The organism is Bacillus sp. cl96 (assembly GCF_900100505.1).
Lineage (GTDB): Bacteria > Bacillota > Bacilli > Bacillales > Bacillaceae_G > Bacillus_A > Bacillus_A cereus.
In genome coordinates this window covers 139,664-159,728 of record NZ_FNDM01000008.1, presented here as the reverse complement: position 1 = coordinate 159,728, position 20,065 = coordinate 139,664, and the positions used below count along the sequence as shown (strand labels likewise).

Below are 20,065 nucleotides of genomic sequence, written 5' to 3'. Positions count from 1 at the left end.
AATAGCTTATAACAAATACTTTTAATATTCCATTTGTTCATGTGGAATAAGTCCCCAATGGACAAATGAATGTTCAGAGGAGGAAAAATGAAAAAACTTTTCAATGTATGTTTAATTGTATTCGTACTATTTTCGCAACTTGCTAGTTTTCCATACAATCAAGTAAAAGCGGAAACCTTAACAGGAGATTCCTTATTTGACACTGTTGAAATGAAAGATGCAACGAATCATATTATTGACGAAGCATTAAATCCTAAAAACTTAATAAATGCCGGATCAATCATTCACCTAGAATATGCTTGGTCAATAAAAGATCATCAAATTGCACAAGAAAAAGATGCAACAGTTCTTCAAATACCTAACGCATTAAAAGTAAAAAATGACCAACAAGGAAACTTGATGGCAGATCAACAAATTATTGGTCAATATTTTGTTACGGCAAACGATAACAAAATGAAAATAGTCTTTAACGATTCAGTAAAAGATTCAAAAGGTGTTAAGGGAAAAATTAAATTTGACACTGTATTCAATCCAGATTTAAAACCTGGCATAAAAGCCGTCCCACTCACTTTCCCTCTAGGTACAGTAGCTAAGACTATCTCAGTTCCTGTTCAAGTAGATAACCCTACTTCACCTACTATTAATAGTGATGATGCTAAGCAGACTACCGAAGAGCAAAAGAACAGTGACGCACAGCAACCTACTGAACAGCCAAAAGATGGTGAAACACAGCAGAAACCTGCGGAACAACCAAAAGACGGGAATCCTCAGCAGCCTGCGAAACAGTCAAAAGATGGTGAGACACAGCAGAAACCTGCGGAACAACCAAAAGACGGGAACACTCAGCAACCTGCGGAACAGCCGAAAGACGGGAATCCTCAGCAGCCTACTGAACAGCCAAAAGATGGCGGGACACAGCAACCTACTGAGAACCCTGGTGATAACACAACAGGGCAACCTGTTGAAAATCCAGACCCATCACCTAAGCAAATTAAAGAAAATATTTTAACAAGCGTAAAATTAACAGATAAAGACGGAAAACCATTTAATGATACAGATAATCGTCCAAATCCTGATTCTGCTGCCAATATCGATTTTACATGGGAAGTTTTAGAATCATTAAAAGTAAAAAAGGGAGATTACTATATTTTCCAACTTCCGGAATATTTTATCGTCCACAACACCATTACACAGCCTTTAGTTGATGGAACAGGACATGAAATTGGGACGTTCGTTGTTGACTTAAACGGAAAAGTAACTATGACTTTTAACGAGTACGTTGAAGACAATCCTAATATAGATGGTCATTTAAAAGTTGGTACGGAATTCAATAAAACAAAAATTAAAGGGACTACGGAACAAAAAATTCCTTTCCCAATTAAAGAACAAGACGTTATTATCGAGCTTGATTTCAAACCTAATGTAAAGAAATCTATGAATAAAAAAGGTATACCTGATAGACCGATTAATACGAATCAAATCAATTGGACAGTCGAAATGAACAAAACAAAAGACATTCTTACAAACGCTGTCTTCCAAGACAATATTCCAAATGGAGCCAGTCTCAATGAAGATTCTATTAAGGTTTATGAGTTAGAAGTAGATATTAACGGGAAAACGACTCGTGGAGCCGAAGTTAGTAAAGAAGAATATACACTCACTTCATCCTCCGATAAATTAAATATCGCTTTTAAAAATGAAACGAAAAAAGCATATCAAATTGAATATGCGACAAAAATTACTGACGAAAGTGTTACTAGTTTCAAAAATGAAGCAAAAGTATCCAGCAAGAATCAAGGAGATGTATCCGCAAATGCAACTGTAACTGTTTCACGCGGTACACATCTAGAGAAAACTAGTAAATATAATCCAAAAACACAAACAATTGAATGGACAATTACTTTCAACGGTGACCAAAGAGATATTAAACAATCTGATGCGCTTTTAAAAGACATCTTGGACAAATCTCATAAAGTTGATGCAAGTTCTATCGTGGTTAAAAATGCTTCTTATGATAATAACGGAAAACTTGTTACAGGTGACAACGCCACAAACTTTACTGTAAAAGAAACCGATGAGGGATTTGATTTACAATTTAATGAAGATATTAATAGTGCCTATGTGATTACTTATACATCGAAAGCCAAAAATGATGTTATACAAGATGGCGAAATTGAAAATAAAATTATTGCAGATGGAAAATGGAGTAAAACAAACAAAGTTACATTACAACAACAAAACATCATAAAGAAACATAATAAAAATGCAAACGATACAGATTACAATAAGAAAACAACGAAATGGACAATTGTTGTAAATGATAACAATTACGTGTTAAATGATGCTGTTATCACTGATACGTTTGACTATGGTGGACTTACATTACAAAAAGATAGTTTTAAAATTACTGATGGATCAACTGAACTGAAATTAGGCTCTGATTACACACTTGATGTAACAGCTGACGGATTCAAAGTAACACTAGCTGGTATTTATAAGTCTAATATGGATAAAACTTTAACCATCACATACACAACAGACTTTAATTACGAGACTCTATCTAAAAAGGATGATAATAAATCATTCAAAAATACAGCTGAGTTATCATGGAAAGATATAAATGGGAACGATAAAAATAGTAAATCTCATGATAGATTCAATCCTGACGGCTATACAAAAGGAAACGGATTTAAATACGGTTCTTACAATGCCCAAACGAAAGAAATCAAATGGGACATAGGGTTTAACTATAATAACAGGACTATTAAAGACCCTTCTATCGTTGACGTACTAGAAAACAATCAAAAACTTATACCAGACTCCATTGAGATTCATCATATGGAATTAACTGGTGGTGCAGACGGTTATAAATTAGGGGCACTTGTTTCCCCTGACGAATATACGGTAGAAAATCCAACGAAAGATAATAAAAATACATTAACGATTCATTTTAAAAATGAAATTAAAACAGCGTACCATATCAGCTTTAAAACTTCACTTGCAGGTGAAGAAATTAATAAGCGCTATGATAATTACGCCAAATTAAAAGATGGATCGGAAACTATCGCCAATATTCATGGTGCATTCGAAATCAAAAATGGTGGTAGCGGCGTTACGAAAAAAGCAAAACAAAATGACAAGTACATTGATTGGAGCGTTTCTATTAATGCAAGTCAATCAACGATTGAAAATGCTGTCGTAACAGACGATCCGACAGACAATCAAATTCTCGATGAAAAGTCATTCCACCTATATGGGACAACAGTAGCCGTGGATGGCACTTTAACGAAAGATACAACAAACGAATTAAAAGAAGGAAAAGACTATAAACTCAAAATAACAACAGACAACAATACGGGGAAACAACAATTTACAATTGAATTTCTTCATACTATTGATCGAGCTTATATTTTAGAATACCGTTCACTCATTAATGCAGATAATAATGAAAAGGTAAGCAATAAAGCGAAGATTACTGGTAATAGTTTGAAATTAACAGAAACTGAAAAAATTGAAGAAATAGTAGTTAAAGTATCTTCTGGATCTGGAGGCGGTTCCGCTACTAAGGGACGCGGAAACCTTCAAATTAAAAAAGTAGATAATGCAGATCCAAATAAAATTTTATCTGGCGTAGTATTTACTTTATTCGATCGCACAGGTACAACTGCTATTCGAACAATTACAACAGACAAAAATGGTATCGCTCAGTTTAACAACTTAAAACGCGATGAATATCTGCTCAGAGAAATGAAAACTCTTGATGGCTATGTCATTAGTAAAGAATTAAAAGCAGGTAAACTTGTTAAGCTTGGTGCAGAAGAAACTACAACATATACTCTTAAAAACGAGAAATTTGTTGGAAAAGTAGTACTTACAAAGACTGATGCTCATAACAAAGAAAAGCTTAAAAATGCAGTTTTCTCTCTGCTTGATCAAAACCATAATGTCATTCCTGAACATAAAGAATTAATAACAAATGATAAAGGACAAATTACTGTAGATAATTTAAAACCAGGAACTTACTACTTAAAAGAAATAAAGGCTCCTGAACATTATCAATTAGATGATCGACTTATTGAATTTACAATCGAGGAAGATCAAACAACAGTAATTAATAAAGAGGCCCAAAACAACTTGATTAGAGGCTCAGTTATCCTAACAAAAGTTGATAAAGAGGGTAATACTTTAGAAGGTGCAGTATTTAGTGTACGGGACCGAAATAACAAAAGAATTCCTGGTTATACAAAATTAACGACAAATGGTAACGGACAAATCGAAGCGAAAAATTTACTTCCTGGAGAGTACCAATTTGTTGAAGAAAAAGCACCTGAACATTATGAAATAGATAAAAAACCGCTTAAATTTACAGTTGAAAAGAGCCAACAGAAAGCACTTACTGTTACAGCGACAAATCACTTCATTAAAGGTGGTGTCACTTTAACGAAAGTCGATGATGTCGATGGCACTGCCCTTGAAGGTGCTGTATTTAAAATTGTCGATGCGAATGACGAGAAACAAGTAATTCGTGAAAATATAAAAACAGGTTCAAATGGAAAAGTTACCGTTAAAGATTTAGAGCCTGGTGCTTATAAATTTATCGAAACAGAAGCTCCTAAGGATTATACGTTAAGTACAAACCCTATCGAGTTTACAATTGATAAAAGCCAACAAGCTCTTGCTACTGTTACGGCAAATAACAGCTTAAAAACGGGCGAGGTTGAATTATTAAAAGTTGATGAGTTTGGTGAGAAAAAACCACTAGAAGGTGCTGTATTCAAACTTGTCGATACAAATAATAATGACGTTTCCCCTCACACTAACTTAACTACTGATAAACACGGTAAAGTTAAAGTTAGTAACCTACGTCCTGGTACGTATAAATTTATTGAAATAGCTGCTCCTGAACATTACGTTTTACGAGCAGAACCTATTGAATTTACAATCGATAGAAGTCAGAAAGAAACTCTACTTGTGAAAGCTGAAAATGCTTTAAAACCAGGAGATGTTGAATTAACAAAAGTTGATGATATCGATGGTACAGCTCTTGAAGGTGCTGTATTTAAAATTGTTGATGCAAATGATGAAAAGAAAGTTATTCGCGAAAATGTAAAAACTGGTGCGGATGGTAAAGCTATCGCTACTGGCTTACGCCCTGGCGATTATAAATTTATCGAAGTAACAGCACCGAAGTATTACGACAAAAATACAAAACCAATTAAATTTACGATTACAGAAAGTCAAACAACTCAGGCTACTGTTACCGCTAAAAACAGCTTAACAAAAGGCGGTATTGAGTTAACAAAAGTGAATGCTGCAGATGAAAAGGAAACACTTGAAGGTGCAGTATTTAAAATCGTTAATAGAGATACTAATGAAGATGTTCGTACGGACCTTGTTACGAATAGTAAAGGAATGCTAGTTGTAGATGACTTACGTCCTGGTAACTATAAGCTTATCGAAACAAAGGCTCCAACTTATTACGATGTAAATGTAGAACCAATTGAATTTACAATCGAAAAAGGACAACAAAAACTCCTTCCACTTACATTTAAAAATAGTTTAACGAAAGGAAAAGTTAAACTTATTAAAGAAGATGATGTGGAAAGTAGTAAAGCTCTTGCCGGCGCTGTATTCACATTGCAAGATGCAACTGGCAAAGAAATTATGAAAGATTTAACAACAGATGATTACGGAGTATTAGTTATTCCTGATTTAGCACCAGGGGATTATCAATTTATCGAAACAAAAGCCCCTGAACATTATAAATTAGACAAAACACCTATTAAGTTCACAATTAAAAAAGGTAGTAAGGAAGATCTTCCTATCCCTGTTACTGTAAAAAACAGTTTACTTACAGGTGGCGTCACTTTAACAAAAGTTGATGATGTTGATGGCACTATTCTTGAAGGTGCAGAATTTATAATCGTTGACGCTCATGATACTAAAAAGGTAATTCGCAAAGATTTAACGACTGATAAAAACGGTAAAATTTCTGCTTCTGATTTACGTCCTGGAGACTATCAATTTATTGAAGTAAAAGCTCCAAAAGACTATACCTTAAGCAAAGAGCCTATTCCATTCACTATCGAAAAAAGTCAAAAAGAGAATATTACTGTTACTGCTACTAACAGTTTAAAGAAAGGTGCAGTAACATTAACAAAAATTGACGACATCGATCGTACGATGCTCGAAGGTGCAATCTTTAAGATTGTTGATATGAATGGTAAGGAAGTTCATACGAATCTTGTTACAGATAAAAACGGTAAAATTTCTGTTTCTGATTTACGCCCTGGAGACTATCAGTTCATTGAAACAAAAGCTCCTGAGCACTATGTATTAGATGAAACAACGATTCCATTTACAATTGAAAGAAGTCAAACGAAAGAGATCAATGTTACAGGCAAAAATGCTTTGAAAAACGGTAGCGTTGAACTAACAAAGATTGACGATATTGATATAAATACAAAACTTGCTAACGCCGTATTTAATTTATTAGATGCAGACGGAGAGCTAGTTAAAGAAGGCTTAAAAACAAATGATGAAGGTAAAATTGTTGTTGAAAACCTACGTCCTGGTACGTATCAATTCGTTGAAACAATTGCTCCTGAACATTACGATTTAGATAAAAGACCTATCGTATTTACAATTAAAAAGAGCCAAACTGAAACTCTTCATGTCACTGCTACAAATACTTTAACAAAGGGTGCAGTTACACTTTCTAAAGTAGACGATGTTGATGGCACTGTTCTTAAAGATGCAGTATTTAAAATTGTTAATATGAATGGTGATGTAGTTCATAAAGACCTTGTTACAAATGAACAAGGAATAATCGAAATTAACGACCTACGTCCTGGTGATTACCAATTTATCGAAACGAAAGCTCCGAAGCATTACGTTTTAGATGAAACACCAATCAAATTCACTATTGAAAAAGGACAGAAGAAAGCTATTTCTTTAACTGCTACAAATAGCTTAAAACAAGGTAGTATCGAATTACTTAAAGTTGATGATTTAAACACTCAAACAAAACTTGCTGATGCGGTATTTAATTTACTGGATCAAGATGGCAAAGTACTTAAAACAGATTTAAAAACAAACAGCGAAGGTAAAATCGTTATCGAAAACTTACGTCCTGGTACGTATCAATTCGTTGAAATAACGGCTCCTGAACACTATGATTTAGACAAAAAACCAATTATATTTACAATTGAAAAAAGCCAAAAAGATATTGCTACCGTTACTATGAAAAATAGTTTAACAAAAGGCGGCGTGGAACTTTCTAAAGTGGATGACGTCGATGGCACTACTCTTGAAGGCGCAGTATTTAAAATTGTGGATATGAATGGTACTGTAATTCGCAAAAATCTTGTTACGAATCAACAAGGTAAAATTAGCGTTTCTGACCTACGTCCTGGTGATTATCAATTCATCGAGACAACGGCTCCGAAACACTACGATTTAAACAAAGAGCCGATTCCATTCACAATTACAAAGAGCCAAGCTGATCCTATCTCCGTTACAGCTACAAATAGCTTAACGAAAGGCGCTGTGGAACTTTCTAAAGTGGATGATGTAGATGGTACTGCTCTTAAAGATGCGGTATTTAAAATTACTGATCTGAATGGTAACGACATTCGTACTGAGCTTACAACAGATGTACACGGAAAAATTTCTGTTTCTGATTTACGTCCTGGGGACTATCAGTTTATTGAAACGAAAGCTCCTGAACACTATAAATTAGATAGTACACCTATTAAGTTTACAATTAAGAAGAGCCAAAAAGAAAAGCTCCAAGTTACTGCTACAAATAGCTTAACTGAGGGTGCTGTAGAATTAGTAAAAGTGGATGATATAAATCCAGATACAAAACTTTCTGATGCAGTGTTTAACATCATCGATGCGAAAGGTAAAATTGTTCGCACTGATTTAACTACTGATAAAGATGGGAAGATTACTGCTACGAACTTACGCCCAGGAGACTATCAATTCATTGAAACGAAAGCTCCGAAAGATTACGATTTAAATAAAACACCTATTAGCTTCACTATCGAAAGAAGTCAACTAACTCACGCTTCTGTTACTGCTAAGAATGGCCTAACAAAAGGTGGCGTGGAATTAACGAAAGTTGACTCTATAGATAAGAAAGAAATGCTAGAAGGTGCGGTATTTAAAATTACTGATCTGAACGGTAACGACATTCGTACGAATTTAGTTACCAATAAAGACGGAAAAATCATCGCTAAAGACTTACAACCAGGAGACTATCAATTTATTGAAACAAAAGCTCCTAAACATTACGACTTAAATGAAGAACCAATTAAGTTCACAATCGAAAGAAGTCAAACAAAGTATGTCTTCGTTACAGCTATTAATAGCTTAACGGAAGGTAGTGTTGAGTTAATTAAAGTTGATGATGCCAAGCAAAACACAACACTTGAAGGTGCAGTATTTAAAATTGTTAATAAGGATGGACACGATGTTCGTACCGATTTAACTACTGATAAAAACGGCCGTTTAGTTGTGGATGAATTACCGCCAGGAGACTATGAGTTTATCGAAACGAAAGCTCCTGAACACTATGACTTAAACAAAACACCTATTAAGTTCACAGTTAAAAAAGGCCAAGAAAAAATCGCCTCTGTTACTGCTACGAATAGCTTAACTAAAGGCGCAGTTGAATTAACTAAAGTTGATGACATCGATGGTACTACTCTTGAAGGAGCAATCTTTAAAATTGTAGATATGGACGGCAAGGATGTTCGTTCTGATTTAACTACTGATAAAGATGGGAAGATTTCTGTTTCTGATTTACGTCCGGGAGATTATCAGTTCATTGAAACGAAAGCTCCAACTGGCTATGATTTAAACATTAAACCAATTCCTTTCACAATTACGAAAGGACAATCTCAGATTACCTCTGTTACAGCTTTAAATAGTTTAACAACAGGTTCAATTGAGTTAACTAAAGTTGATATTGATCACCATGGAACACTTGAAGGTGCCATTTTCAATATTTTAGACCAAGATGGAAAAATCATCCGAGAAGGTTTAAAAACAGACCAACACGGAAAAGTAATCGTAAATGATTTGAAACCTGGTAATTATCAATTAGTAGAAACACAGGCTCCTAAAGGCTATCAATTAGATGCATCACCAATAAACTTTACAATTGATAAAGCCCAAGCTACACCACTACAAATTACAGTTTCAAATAAAAAGATTGAATCTTCGTCAGGTGGAGATGACAAGCCAGTTACTCCTCCAAATAAAGAAGAGAACAAAGGCAATGAAACATCTGAGAAACACGAAAACGGAACTTCCGAAGAAACATCGAATAAAACAGATAACAAACAGCAAGATGATCGAAATACGGATAAACACCTTCCAAATACAGGTCATAAAGAAGACCCTACACAAACAGTAGGTATCCTTCTTCTACTAGCTGGATTATTAAGTATTTTGGCTACAAAACGCAAAAAAAATTATTAATAATTTTTTCACATCCAATCAATCTCTCAATTGATTGGATGTTTTTTTATACAAAAAGGACGATACATAAAGTATCGTCCTTTTAACGGGGTGAGGCTGCCCAAAAGTACGGAAAACCTTTGAACAGCCTCTTATTTTCATATGGATGCCTTACATATATCACTGATAATAATTATGAAATGCGGAAACATAATTACCATCAACTGATTCAAACATGAGAAATGAAACCCTACAGTGGTTCCATTTCTCTACATAATCTAAAGTTTGGGTACACTAGATTCATGCAATGTAGGAGCTTTCAGAGTAGAAAGCGAACCTTCGTTTAAAATGATAGCATACATATCTTCCTCAAAAATATGCAAATATGCATATATTGTTTTTATTTCTCAATGTCAGAATATTGAAAAATAAAAGACTCGAAGGTAAAATAAAGTCATTATCCGTCTTCTTTTGTCAGTCACAGAGAATAGAAGAATAGGAGAGGAAAAAATGAGAAAATCATTGAAACAAAAAATAGTAAGCTCTTTGCTTGCTGTATCACTCGCTGTTAGCTTAGCTCCAATTGGGCAAGCAAAAGCGGATTCCACGTCAGAGGTTACACAAACTCCATCTATTACAAAACAGATTGATCCAAACCGCGCGATTGAACATGTTCGTTTCTTATCTGAAACAATTGGTCCTCGCCCCGGTGGAACAAAATCCGAAGAATGGGCTTCTCGTTACATTGGTATGCAGCTTAAATCAATGGGCTATGACGTAGAATATCAACCATTTCAGGTGCCCGATCAATACGTTGGATTCATTGAATCACCACTATCAACAAAACGTAATTGGCAAGCTGGTGCTGCTCCTAATGCACTCATTTCTACAGAAGCTGTTACAGCCCCCCTTATCTTTGTTCAAGGTGGGACAAAATTAGAAGATATTCCAAATGAAGTAAACGGTAAAATTGTTTTATTTGAAAGAGGAACGACAGTTACAGACTATAATAAACAAGTTGAAAATGCTGTTAGCAAAGGTGCAAAAGGTGTTCTTTTATACAGTTTAATTGGCGGACGCGGAAATTATGGACAAACCTTCAATCCCCGCCTAACGAAAAAGCAGTCTATCCCTGTCTTTGGTCTTGCTTATGCGCAAGGAAATGCATTTAAAGAAGAAATCGCTAAAAAAGGGACAACAATTCTTTCCCTAAAAGCGAGACATGAATCTAAATTAACATCTCTAAATGTTATCGCCAAAAAGAAACCAAAAAAGAGTACAGGTAATGAGAAAGCAGTCGTTGTAAGCTCGCACTATGATAGTGTTGTCGGAGCACCTGGCGCAAATGATAATGCTTCTGGAACTGGATTAGTATTAGAGCTAGCTCGTACTTTTCAAAATGTAGAAACTGATAAAGAAATTCGCTTTATTACCTTTGGTTCTGAAGAAACTGGATTACTTGGTTCCGATTATTACGTGAATAGTCTATCCCAGAAAGAACGCGACCGTATTTTAGGTGTCTTTAACGCCGACATGGTTGCAACAAATTATGATAAAGCAAAGAATTTATACGCTATGACACCTGATGGCTCTACAAACTTTGTAACAGACGCTGCCTTGCAAGCAGGTAAACAACTAAATAATGACCTCGTCCTACAAGGTAAATTTGGTTCTAGTGATCATGTTCCATTTGCTGAAGCTGGTATTCCTGCTGCTCTATTCATTTGGATGGGTGTCGATAGTTGGAATCCATTAATCTATCATATTGAGAAGGTATACCATACACCTCAAGATAACGTATTAGAAAACATTTCACCTGAACGAATGAGAATGGCATTAGACGTTATCGGAACAGGAGTTTATAACTCGCTTCAAAAACCTGTTCCTCAAACTGAACAGAAAGCTGCTTAATCATTTAAAAGACCACTGATTTTATCAGTGGTCTTTTATTGAGAAAAAATATATATGCATAAAAGCATATTTTATCCTACCCATTATCGTATACAATATTAACTGTAACAACACCGATTACAACTAATAAGGAGGCTTTTTCTATTATGAAAAAAATGATTTTAGCAGGTGCATTAACTTTAGCAGGAATTACTGGAGCTACTGCGTTTATTCCTGAAACAAAAGTCGCTGCTGCCGCTCAAGAACAAAGCTTTACAAAATTTTATTCTTTGCAAACTGGAGGTAGTTCTGAACAAGAACCTATTTTCCTTCAAAAAGGACAAGAACTAACAATTCATCCTAACAGCAAAACTCCTAGTTACAGTGTTTATGACTCAAATCATAACCTAATTGGACGTTATTCTGATGGTTACGGCCGAATTTTCACTGCAAAAACAGATGGAAATATGTATGTTCAATTTCATGCACCTTACGTTTACTATAGTCCTGTTAGTTTTTCTGTTACTTATACTATTCAATAAAAAAGAGGTCCTTTATAGGGCCCCTTTTATTTCTCTTGCCAATTCACTTTTACGAATCCATCTTTCACTTTTAATCCACTTATATTCAATACATACTCTTCATTTGCTTTTAAAGTAACTGTAAAACTACCTTTTTTCGATTCACAGATTTCCTTTAACTCTTTTATACCTTCTCCTCGTCTTTCATACACGCTAAAGCATAAGTTCCCTCGTTTTGCATCTGTCTCATAAGAAAATGTCACTTCTGTGTCCTTCTCATACTGAAGTTCAATATCTTTACCGGCAATATCCCATGATGAGAATTTCGCCTCGTAACTTGTCTCCCCTTGCTTCTCATTTTCTAAATATATATCTCCTGCTTTCCACGCGTCATTTAACGTTTGTGCAAAAGCAAAACCACTAAGTAATACAAACATTGTACTTGCCAATATCGCAACTAATGTTACTTTCTGTTTTTTAACAAAGTTCATCTTATATTCTCCTTCAACTTTCTTTTTACTTCTTCTTACCATATATAACAAAAAACCGGTAAAAAATGGAAATATAACTGCTAAGACACTCCATCCTTTACTCATTTGATGTGCTTTAGCATCTGTATATACCCATGATGCAACACATATTAAAAGTGCTATAAAAGCTAAAAACATCGTCACTCCAGCTACTTCAAATAGTACAAACGGATTAGCGAACTCATTCATGTAATTTATACTCCTTCTTTAAAAATGACTGTATTACAACATATATCGGAATGTATACATGCATCATAATCACAATGGCTATTAACATAGGAATTTTATAATCCAAATGAGTGACAAATTGTTCTATAACAATTGTTAGCAAAACAATCCAAATGGTGTGAATACAAATCATCCATTTCCTCTCTAACTTCTGAGCCTTTCGCACGCCCTGCTTCGTGTTATTTATTAGCTCTTCGCTTGGAGTTATCTCTTCTGCTAAACTGCTCTTTATTTTCTGTTCAAATTTATCTTCCTTCATGAACGAACCCCTCCAAATGTTCTCGCATTTTCTTTTTCCCATAATTAAGCCGATACTTTACCGTACCAATCGGTATATTTAATATTTCGCTCATTTCTTTATAAGAGTATTGTTCATAATAGTAGAGTACGAGCACGGTTTTATATTTTTCATTCAATAGCTGTATAACTTCCCGTATCATTTCCGCTTCCACTTTTTGAATAAATTCTTCTGATATATTCACATCATCTGCGAAATCTATTTCTCCACCATCCTCTTTATGAAACAAATCCAATATTCGATCTTTCCACCTTTTTTTCTTACGATAAAAATCATAAAACGTACGAACACAAATTGTAGTAATCCATTTTTTATAATTCTCCACGTAAGAAAGTTGGTGCCGCGATGAAAAAACTTTTATCCATGTCTCTTGAAAAATATCTTCCGCGTCTTCTTTCGTCTTTGCTAACTTATAGCATAAGGAATATATTTGCTTCTTATATATATCAATTAATTCTTCTACCTTTTCTTCCATCATAAGCCTCCTGTCATTTATATAAGACGACGCAAATTCCCTTTTTGTTTGATAAAATTTTATTTTTTTATTATCTCCACATAAAAAGGCAATCACAACATCGTGTGATTGCCTTTTATTTAAAAACGAAAGTCCGCTTCCGCTTTTCTTTATGTCCAGCTCTGCCTCCTAGCCCCTTCTGTCTAAGAACCTTCCCCACTAGAAGATAAAATGCATCTTCTGTGGGAAAGAACCTTAGCCTTCGGGACTAAACGAGCCGCTTCCGCTTTTCTTTATTGTCCAGCTCCAGCGGCTAGAATACTCGGTGGCTTCGCGCCTTCCTCCGAGGCAAAGTACGCCTCTCTGTCAGGAGCTCCATCCCCCTCCTATTCTAAACGAGCCGCTTCCGCTTTTCTTTATTACATTTTTTCTGGTGCAGATACTCCTACGATTGCTAATGCGTTTTGAAGTGTAGTGCGTACTGCTTTCATTAACTCGTAGCGAGCTTTACTTAATTCTAAGTTATCTTGGTTTAATACTTTTTCTGCATTGTAGAAGCTGTGTAATGTTGCTGCTAATTCAAATGCATAGTTTGTAATACGGTGTGGTAAACGTTTTTGTGCTGCATCCGCAACTACTGCTGGGAATTCACCAAGTTTTTTCAGTAACTCTACTTCTTTCTCAGAAGTAACAAGTTTGTAGTTAACGTCTCCGCCTGTAGCTAATCCTAATTCTTCACCTTGACGAAGGATACTGCATACGCGAGCATGAGCATATTGTGCGTAGTATACTGGGTTTTCATTAGATTTTGATACAGCTAAGTCCATATCGAAGTCTAAATGAGAATCACCGCTACGCATTGCGAAGAAGTAACGCATTGCGTCCACGCCTACTTCTTCCATAAGCTCACGAAGTGTAACTGCTTTACCTGTACGTTTACTCATTTTCATTTTTTCACCGTTTTGGTATAGTTGTACCATTTGGATGATTTCTACTTCAAGTGTTTCTTTATCGTAACCTAACGCTTGAATAGCAGCTTTCATACGTGGAATGTAACCGTGGTGGTCAGCACCCCAAATGTTGATTAACTTATCGAAACCACGCTCTAATTTATCACGGTGATACGCGATATCTGGCGTTAAGTACGTGTAAGAACCATCGTTTTTAATTAATACACGGTTCTTATCGTCACCGTAAGTCATTGAACGGAACCAAGTTGCACCGTCTTCTTCAAAAATCTCGTCGCGCTCTTTTAATACAGCAAGAGCTTGATCAATTTTTCCGTTTTTGTATAATGATGTTTCTGAGAACCATACATCAAATTTAACACGGAAGCTTTCTAAGTCTTTTTGAAGTTTTGCTAACTCATATTTTAAACCGTACTCACGGTAGAATTCATAGCTTTCTTTTTCATCAGCTTTCGCATAACGATCGCCAAACTCTTCTGCTAAACGTTTACCGATTCCAATGATGTCCGCACCATGGTATCCGTCTTCTGGCATTTCTTTCTCTAAGCCTAAAGCTTGCATGTAACGAGCTTCAACAGAAAGAGCTAAGTTATGAATTTGGTTACCAGCGTCATTAATGTAGTACTCACGAGATACATCGTACCCTGCTTTTGCTAATAGGTTACATAAAGTGTCACCTACTGCTGCACCACGTGCATGTCCTAAGTGAAGGTCACCTGTTGGGTTCGCAGATACGAACTCAACTTGTACTTTTTCACCTTTACCAGTATTCGTTTCACCGTAAGCTTCACCAGCGTTTACGATTGTTGGAATTAAATCTGTTAAGTAGCTATTATCCATATAGAAGTTAATAAAACCAGGACCAGCGATTTCGATTTTTTCAATAGAAGCTTTTGCTTTATCGAAGTTTGCAACTAGTTCTTCTGCAATCATACGAGGTGCTTTTTTCGCAACGCGTGCAAGTTGCATTGCCATATTTGTAGAGAAGTCACCATTTGTTTTATCTTTTGGAGATTCTAATACAACGTTTGGAATTTGTTCTTCTGTCGCTAATTCTGCCTTTAATACAGCAGCCTGAATTTCTTCTTTAATCAATCCTTTTACCTGTTCTAAGGAATTCATTATTTTGCCTCCTTCAAATTAATTGTAATAGTATATCTGCCAGCTTCTTGTTCACTTAGAAGCAATGCGTACGTTAAGAAGAGTTGTCCTTTTTTCTTTTCATCCGACCATTTAAAAAGAACGTTATCAGTCTTTGTTTGCAATGCAAACGTACCAAGTTCACTCGTATACGTACCAGTTGTCCATTCACCTTTCACATGCGTCTGACGCATAGAAACAGCACCTGAACGCATAATGAGAACTTGTTCATCTTGAATTTTAATAATTGTTTTCACTTCGCCTTGTTCGTTCGGCTCCTGGAATGTTACATATGTACCTTGACCTTTTACATAGTATTGACCATTTGCTTCAAAAGCAACGGTTTCCTTCCTCGCCCCTTCACGGATTTCTGTTACGAAATGAACGTGTACCGGCAAGCCTGCAAGTTGTTTCTCCACGTCTTGCACACCTTTCAAATGTTATAGATATTAAATACTACTTATAATAAATCACTTTTCCTATCATATCAAAAAAAGACTCTGTCTGTCTGCTGAAAAATCAGGAAAACTCCATTTCAAAAAATAATTCACTTCTACTTTATTTCATATGATAAAATATTTTTTAAATCTAAATATTCTTTCAATTAAAGAGGTGAATGTAGTGATACCAACAAAGTTAAAAAAGGGTGCTGAAATACGAGTGATTTCACCATCGTGTAGTTTAAGTATTGTTTCAAATGAAAATAGAAAACTTGCTATAAAAAGATTAACTGACATGGGCTTTCAAGTTACATTCTCAAAATATGCTGATGAGATAGATCGATTTGCTTCCTCCTCTATTTCTTCCCGCATTCAAGACCTCCATGAAGCATTTCGAGACTCTAATGTAAAAGCTATTTTGACTACACTTGGCGGATACAACTCAAATGGTTTATTGAAACATCTCGATTATGATTTAATTCGTGAAAACCCGAAATTTTTCTGTGGTTATTCTGATATTACTGCCTTAAATAATGCAATTTACGCAAAAACAGGGCTTGTTACATATTCAGGACCCCATTTCTCTTCGTTTGGAATGGAGAAAGGGCTCGGATATACAACCGATTACTTTTTAAAGTGCTTAACTTCTAATGAGCCTATTGAAGTCCTTCCATCTGAAACATGGAGCGATGATTCTTGGTATATAGATCAGGAAAATCGAGAATTTATTAAAAATGAAGGATATGTTTCAATTCAAGAAGGAGAAGCTACGGGAGATATTATCGGTGGCAATATGAGCACATTTAACTTACTGCAAGGTACACCATATATGCCAAATTTAAAGGAGAAAATTTTATTTATTGAAGAAGATAGTTTAACTGGAACATCTACTCTTAAAACTTTTGATCGTTATTTACATTCCCTTATGCAGCAGCAAGGTTTTGAATACATAAAGGGAATCGTTATAGGAAAGATGCAAAAAGGTGCAGAATGTACGATAGAAGACATTCAAGAAATGATTGCTTCAAAACCTGAACTTGCACATATCCCTATCATTGCAAACGCAAGTTTCGGGCATACAACCCCGATTTTCACTTTTCCAATTGGTGGACATGCAAAAATTATTTCTCACAAAGAGAAGACATCTATCACTATTTTAACGTACTAAAAAAGGAGCGAATGAGTCGCTCCTTTTATGGTTTTTCTATTTTTTCCAACGCTTTTTGCGGAATGGATTCTTTCGGGATTTCAGCCCATCCTTTTCCTTGCATACCTTTTGCATAAATTTTTATAAACGCCCCCGTATGCAATTCACGGTTCATCATTCTTTTAATAACTTGTAACTTTCCATCTTCTGTATACCCTTTAAAAGTATACAAGTATTCTCCGTCTTTTTTCTCACCTTTATCTATAACCGCATAATAATCTTGTATTTCTTTATTTGAAAAGAAGTTGTCTACAAAAGCATGTACACCTTCTGTTTTTGTGTTCAAATAATACGCTGTTCCACCTAGAATAATGGCGAATACAGCTAAAACTTTAATTACCAATTTCATACATGAACCTCCTGTTTGCACTTCTTTCTCGCTAGTATTATATCTATACTTGTATTATACGGAAAAGAGCATACTATACTCTATCTAAAAGTCTTACACTTTCCTTACATTATTGTAAGGGATTTTTTCTTACAACCAGTTCCCAAGAAAAAATTTTTCCGTTTCATACACTTTTATATTATTATTGAATGATACGAATTTTTATTACAAAAATCAAAGGAGACAGTTTTCAAATGGCTATCTTGCAAGGTTTAGCACTATTACTTGTTGTACTTTGTCTATTTACACTTTTCAGTTACCGTGCGCCTTACGGAATGAAGGCGATGGGCGCTTTAGCTAATGCAGCAATTGCAAGTTTTCTTATTGAAGCATTTCACCGTTATATAGGTGGAGAAATGTTTCATAATGACTTTTTACAATCAGTAGGAGAAGCTTCCGGTAGTATGAGCGGTGTCGCAGCAGCGATTTTAGTCGCATTAGCAATCGGTGTTTCCCCCGTATATGCTGTTTTAATTGGTATCGCTACTAGTGGATTTGGTATTTTACCAGGATTTTTCGCTGGATACGTTTGTGCCTTCGTCGTGAAATTTCTCGAAAAGAAATTACCAGCTGGTGTGGAATTTTTAGCAATCCTATTTATCGCTGCACCAATCTCACGCGGAATGGCAATGCTTATGGATCCGCTCGTTAACGCCACACTTGGTAAAATAGGTTCTATGATTTCAGTTGCAACTACAGAAAGTCCTATCATTATGGGTATTATGCTTGGTGGATTAATAACAGTTATTTCTACCTCTCCACTGAGTTCTATGGCACTAACTGCAATGCTTGGATTAACAGGTTTACCAATGGCAATTGGTAGTCTGGCTGTAGCAGCTTCAGCCCCAATGAATTTTATTTTCTTTAAACGCTTAAAAATTTGTTCAAAGAAAGATACAATTGCTGTAGCAATCGAGCCTTTAACACAAGCCGATGTTGTTTCAGCAAATCCGATTCCAATTTATGCGACAAACTTCGTTGGCGGTGCACTTGCTGGTATTATTACCTCTCTGTTCCAGCTCGTTAATAATGCACCAGGAACAGCATCACCAATCCCAGGACTTCTTGTCTTATTCGGATTTAATGACGTTGTAAAAGTAACAATTGCTGCTATATTATGTGGGATCGTTACCACTATTGTCGGATACATTGGATCTATTGTGTTCCATAAATATCCGATCCGCTCTGCTGATGAAATTCGCGGAGTTACTTCGGAAGAGAAGGTTGCATAAGAAAAAGAGCTATTCCCATCGTTTAGGAATAGCTCTTTTTTGTGTCGCGTAACAGTAAATGAAATTATATCGGCGATTTTTTTAATATATCGACTTACCGACACATAACGAAAAAATAAGAGCCCTCTAATCATATAGAGGGCTTTTATTTTATCTAGCTGCAGTGGCTAGAATGATCGGTGGCTTCGCTTCTTCCTTCGAGGCAAAAAGAGCCTCTACGTCTGAAGCTCCATCCCCCTCACATTCTGAGCGAGCCGCTTCCGCTTTTATTTCTATCCAGTTACGCCTCCTAGACCCTTGCGTCTAAGAACCTTCCCTGCCAAAAGGTAAAAAGCACCTTTTGCAGGAAAGAACCTTAGTCACCGGGTCTAAACAGTCGGCTTCACTTTTATTTTACCCAACCGAGCAGCATTTCCCGCACGAATTTGCTTGCTGCGACTGGTGTTTGATCACTATGGTCGTAGACTGGAGCTACTTCTACCAAGTCTGCTCCAACTACATTTATATTTGAATTTGCAATTGCTACGATGGAATCTAATAATTCTTTAGATGTGATACCGCCAGCTTCTAACGTTCCTGTTCCTGGAGCGTGAGCTGGGTCTAATACATCAATGTCGATTGTGACATAGACTGGGCGGCCAGCAAGTTTCGGTAATACTTCTTTTAACGGTTCTAATACGTCAAATTTGTATAAGTTCATACCTACTTCTTTCGCCCATTCAAATTCTTCCTTCATTCCAGAACGAATTCCGAAAGAATATACGTTTTCCGGACCAATTAAATCACACACTTTACGAATTGGTGTAGAGTGGGATAAAGGCTCCCCTTCATACGATTCACGTAAATCAGTATGAGCATCCATGTGGATGATTGCTAAATCCGGATATTTTTTTGCCATTGCCTTAAAAATTGGCCAAGACACTAAGTGCTCACCGCCGAGACCTAGTGGAAACTTATCGGCATCTAAAAGTTTTGATACATACTCTTCAATCATGTCTAAGCTGCGTTGTGCGTTTCCGAATGGTAATGGGATATCACCCGCATCAAAATATTTTACCTCTTCTAGTTCACGATCTAAATACGGGCTATATTCTTCAAGACCGATTGATACTTCACGAATACGTGCAGGGCCAAAACGAGATCCCGGACGGTAACTTACTGTCCAATCCATAGGCATCCCATAAATAACTACCTTTGACTCTTCAAAACTTGGATGACTTTTAATAAATACTTTACCTGAATAAGCTTCATCAAAACGCATATTCTTTTCCTCCTTATGTGGAACTTAAGGTATCCCAACC

At 35.8% G+C, this 20,065-nt stretch carries 12 protein-coding genes; 5 read left to right on the top strand and 7 right to left on the bottom strand.

All coding sequences use genetic code 11. The annotated features are described in order from the left end of the window. The first annotated feature begins 87 nt into the window (after positions 1 to 87). The 3 genes from BLT20_RS18505 to BLT20_RS18495 all read left to right on the top strand — a co-directional run bounded on the left by BLT20_RS18505 (position 88) and on the right by BLT20_RS18495 (position 11,900). Positions 88 to 9,489: a SpaA isopeptide-forming pilin-related protein gene (locus BLT20_RS18505; protein WP_061685355.1), complete on the top strand. Its 9,402-nt coding sequence runs from the start codon at positions 88 to 90 to the stop codon at positions 9,487 to 9,489. A 489-nt stretch (positions 9,490 to 9,978) separates the two neighbouring features. Next, positions 9,979 to 11,379 (top strand): M28 family metallopeptidase, encoded by a 1,401-nt coding sequence (locus BLT20_RS18500; protein ID WP_001232219.1) that lies wholly within the window; start codon positions 9,979 to 9,981, stop codon positions 11,377 to 11,379. A gap of 146 nt (positions 11,380 to 11,525) precedes the next feature. Continuing rightward, positions 11,526 to 11,900, top strand: coding sequence for a hypothetical protein (locus BLT20_RS18495; protein WP_000738221.1), 375 nt, complete (start codon positions 11,526 to 11,528; stop codon positions 11,898 to 11,900). 26 nt (positions 11,901 to 11,926) lie between these two features. Here BLT20_RS18495 and BLT20_RS18490 read toward each other — a convergent pair whose 3' ends face one another. The 5 genes from BLT20_RS18490 to BLT20_RS18465 all read right to left on the bottom strand — a co-directional run bounded on the left by BLT20_RS18490 (position 11,927) and on the right by BLT20_RS18465 (position 15,916). Continuing rightward, positions 11,927 to 12,598, bottom strand: coding sequence for a hypothetical protein (locus BLT20_RS18490; RefSeq protein ID WP_001001601.1), 672 nt, complete (start codon positions 12,596 to 12,598; stop codon positions 11,927 to 11,929). Then, on the bottom strand, positions 12,591 to 12,896 hold the full coding sequence (locus BLT20_RS18485; RefSeq protein WP_000656684.1) for an ECF-type sigma factor negative effector: 306 nt from the start codon (positions 12,894 to 12,896) through the stop codon (positions 12,591 to 12,593). Before BLT20_RS18485 ends, BLT20_RS18490 begins: the two co-directional genes overlap by 8 nt. Next, on the bottom strand, positions 12,883 to 13,410 hold the full coding sequence (locus tag BLT20_RS18480) for an RNA polymerase sigma factor (RefSeq protein WP_000391642.1): 528 nt from the start codon (positions 13,408 to 13,410) through the stop codon (positions 12,883 to 12,885). Before BLT20_RS18480 ends, BLT20_RS18485 begins: the two co-directional genes overlap by 14 nt. Before the next feature lie 398 nt (positions 13,411 to 13,808). Then, a complete protein-coding gene (gene argS / locus BLT20_RS18470) occupies positions 13,809 to 15,479 on the bottom strand; it encodes an arginine--tRNA ligase (protein WP_001086456.1) in 1,671 nt (556 codons plus the stop codon). Continuing rightward, positions 15,479 to 15,916, bottom strand: a complete 438-nt coding sequence (locus BLT20_RS18465; RefSeq protein WP_000414867.1) for a YwiB family protein — start codon at positions 15,914 to 15,916, stop codon at positions 15,479 to 15,481. The genes argS and BLT20_RS18465 overlap by 1 nt, the downstream gene beginning before the upstream one ends. 202 nt (positions 15,917 to 16,118) lie before the next feature. On the opposite strand from BLT20_RS18465, the gene BLT20_RS18460 reads away from it, so the two are divergent. Then, positions 16,119 to 17,105, top strand: a complete 987-nt coding sequence (locus BLT20_RS18460) for a S66 family peptidase (protein ID WP_000613224.1) — start codon at positions 16,119 to 16,121, stop codon at positions 17,103 to 17,105. A gap of 25 nt (positions 17,106 to 17,130) precedes the next feature. Here BLT20_RS18460 and BLT20_RS18455 read toward each other — a convergent pair whose 3' ends face one another. Continuing rightward, positions 17,131 to 17,493 (bottom strand): YxeA family protein, encoded by a 363-nt coding sequence (locus BLT20_RS18455; protein ID WP_000779921.1) that lies wholly within the window; start codon positions 17,491 to 17,493, stop codon positions 17,131 to 17,133. A 233-nt stretch (positions 17,494 to 17,726) separates the two neighbouring features. On the opposite strand from BLT20_RS18455, the gene BLT20_RS18450 reads away from it, so the two are divergent. After that, positions 17,727 to 18,764, top strand: coding sequence for a PTS sugar transporter subunit IIC (locus BLT20_RS18450; RefSeq protein ID WP_000996316.1), 1,038 nt, complete (start codon positions 17,727 to 17,729; stop codon positions 18,762 to 18,764). A 388-nt stretch (positions 18,765 to 19,152) separates the two neighbouring features. Here BLT20_RS18450 and speB read toward each other — a convergent pair whose 3' ends face one another. After that, positions 19,153 to 20,025: an agmatinase gene (gene speB / locus BLT20_RS18440; RefSeq protein WP_001209831.1), complete on the bottom strand. Its 873-nt coding sequence runs from the start codon at positions 20,023 to 20,025 to the stop codon at positions 19,153 to 19,155. Between the last annotated feature and the right edge of the window lie 40 nt (positions 20,026 to 20,065).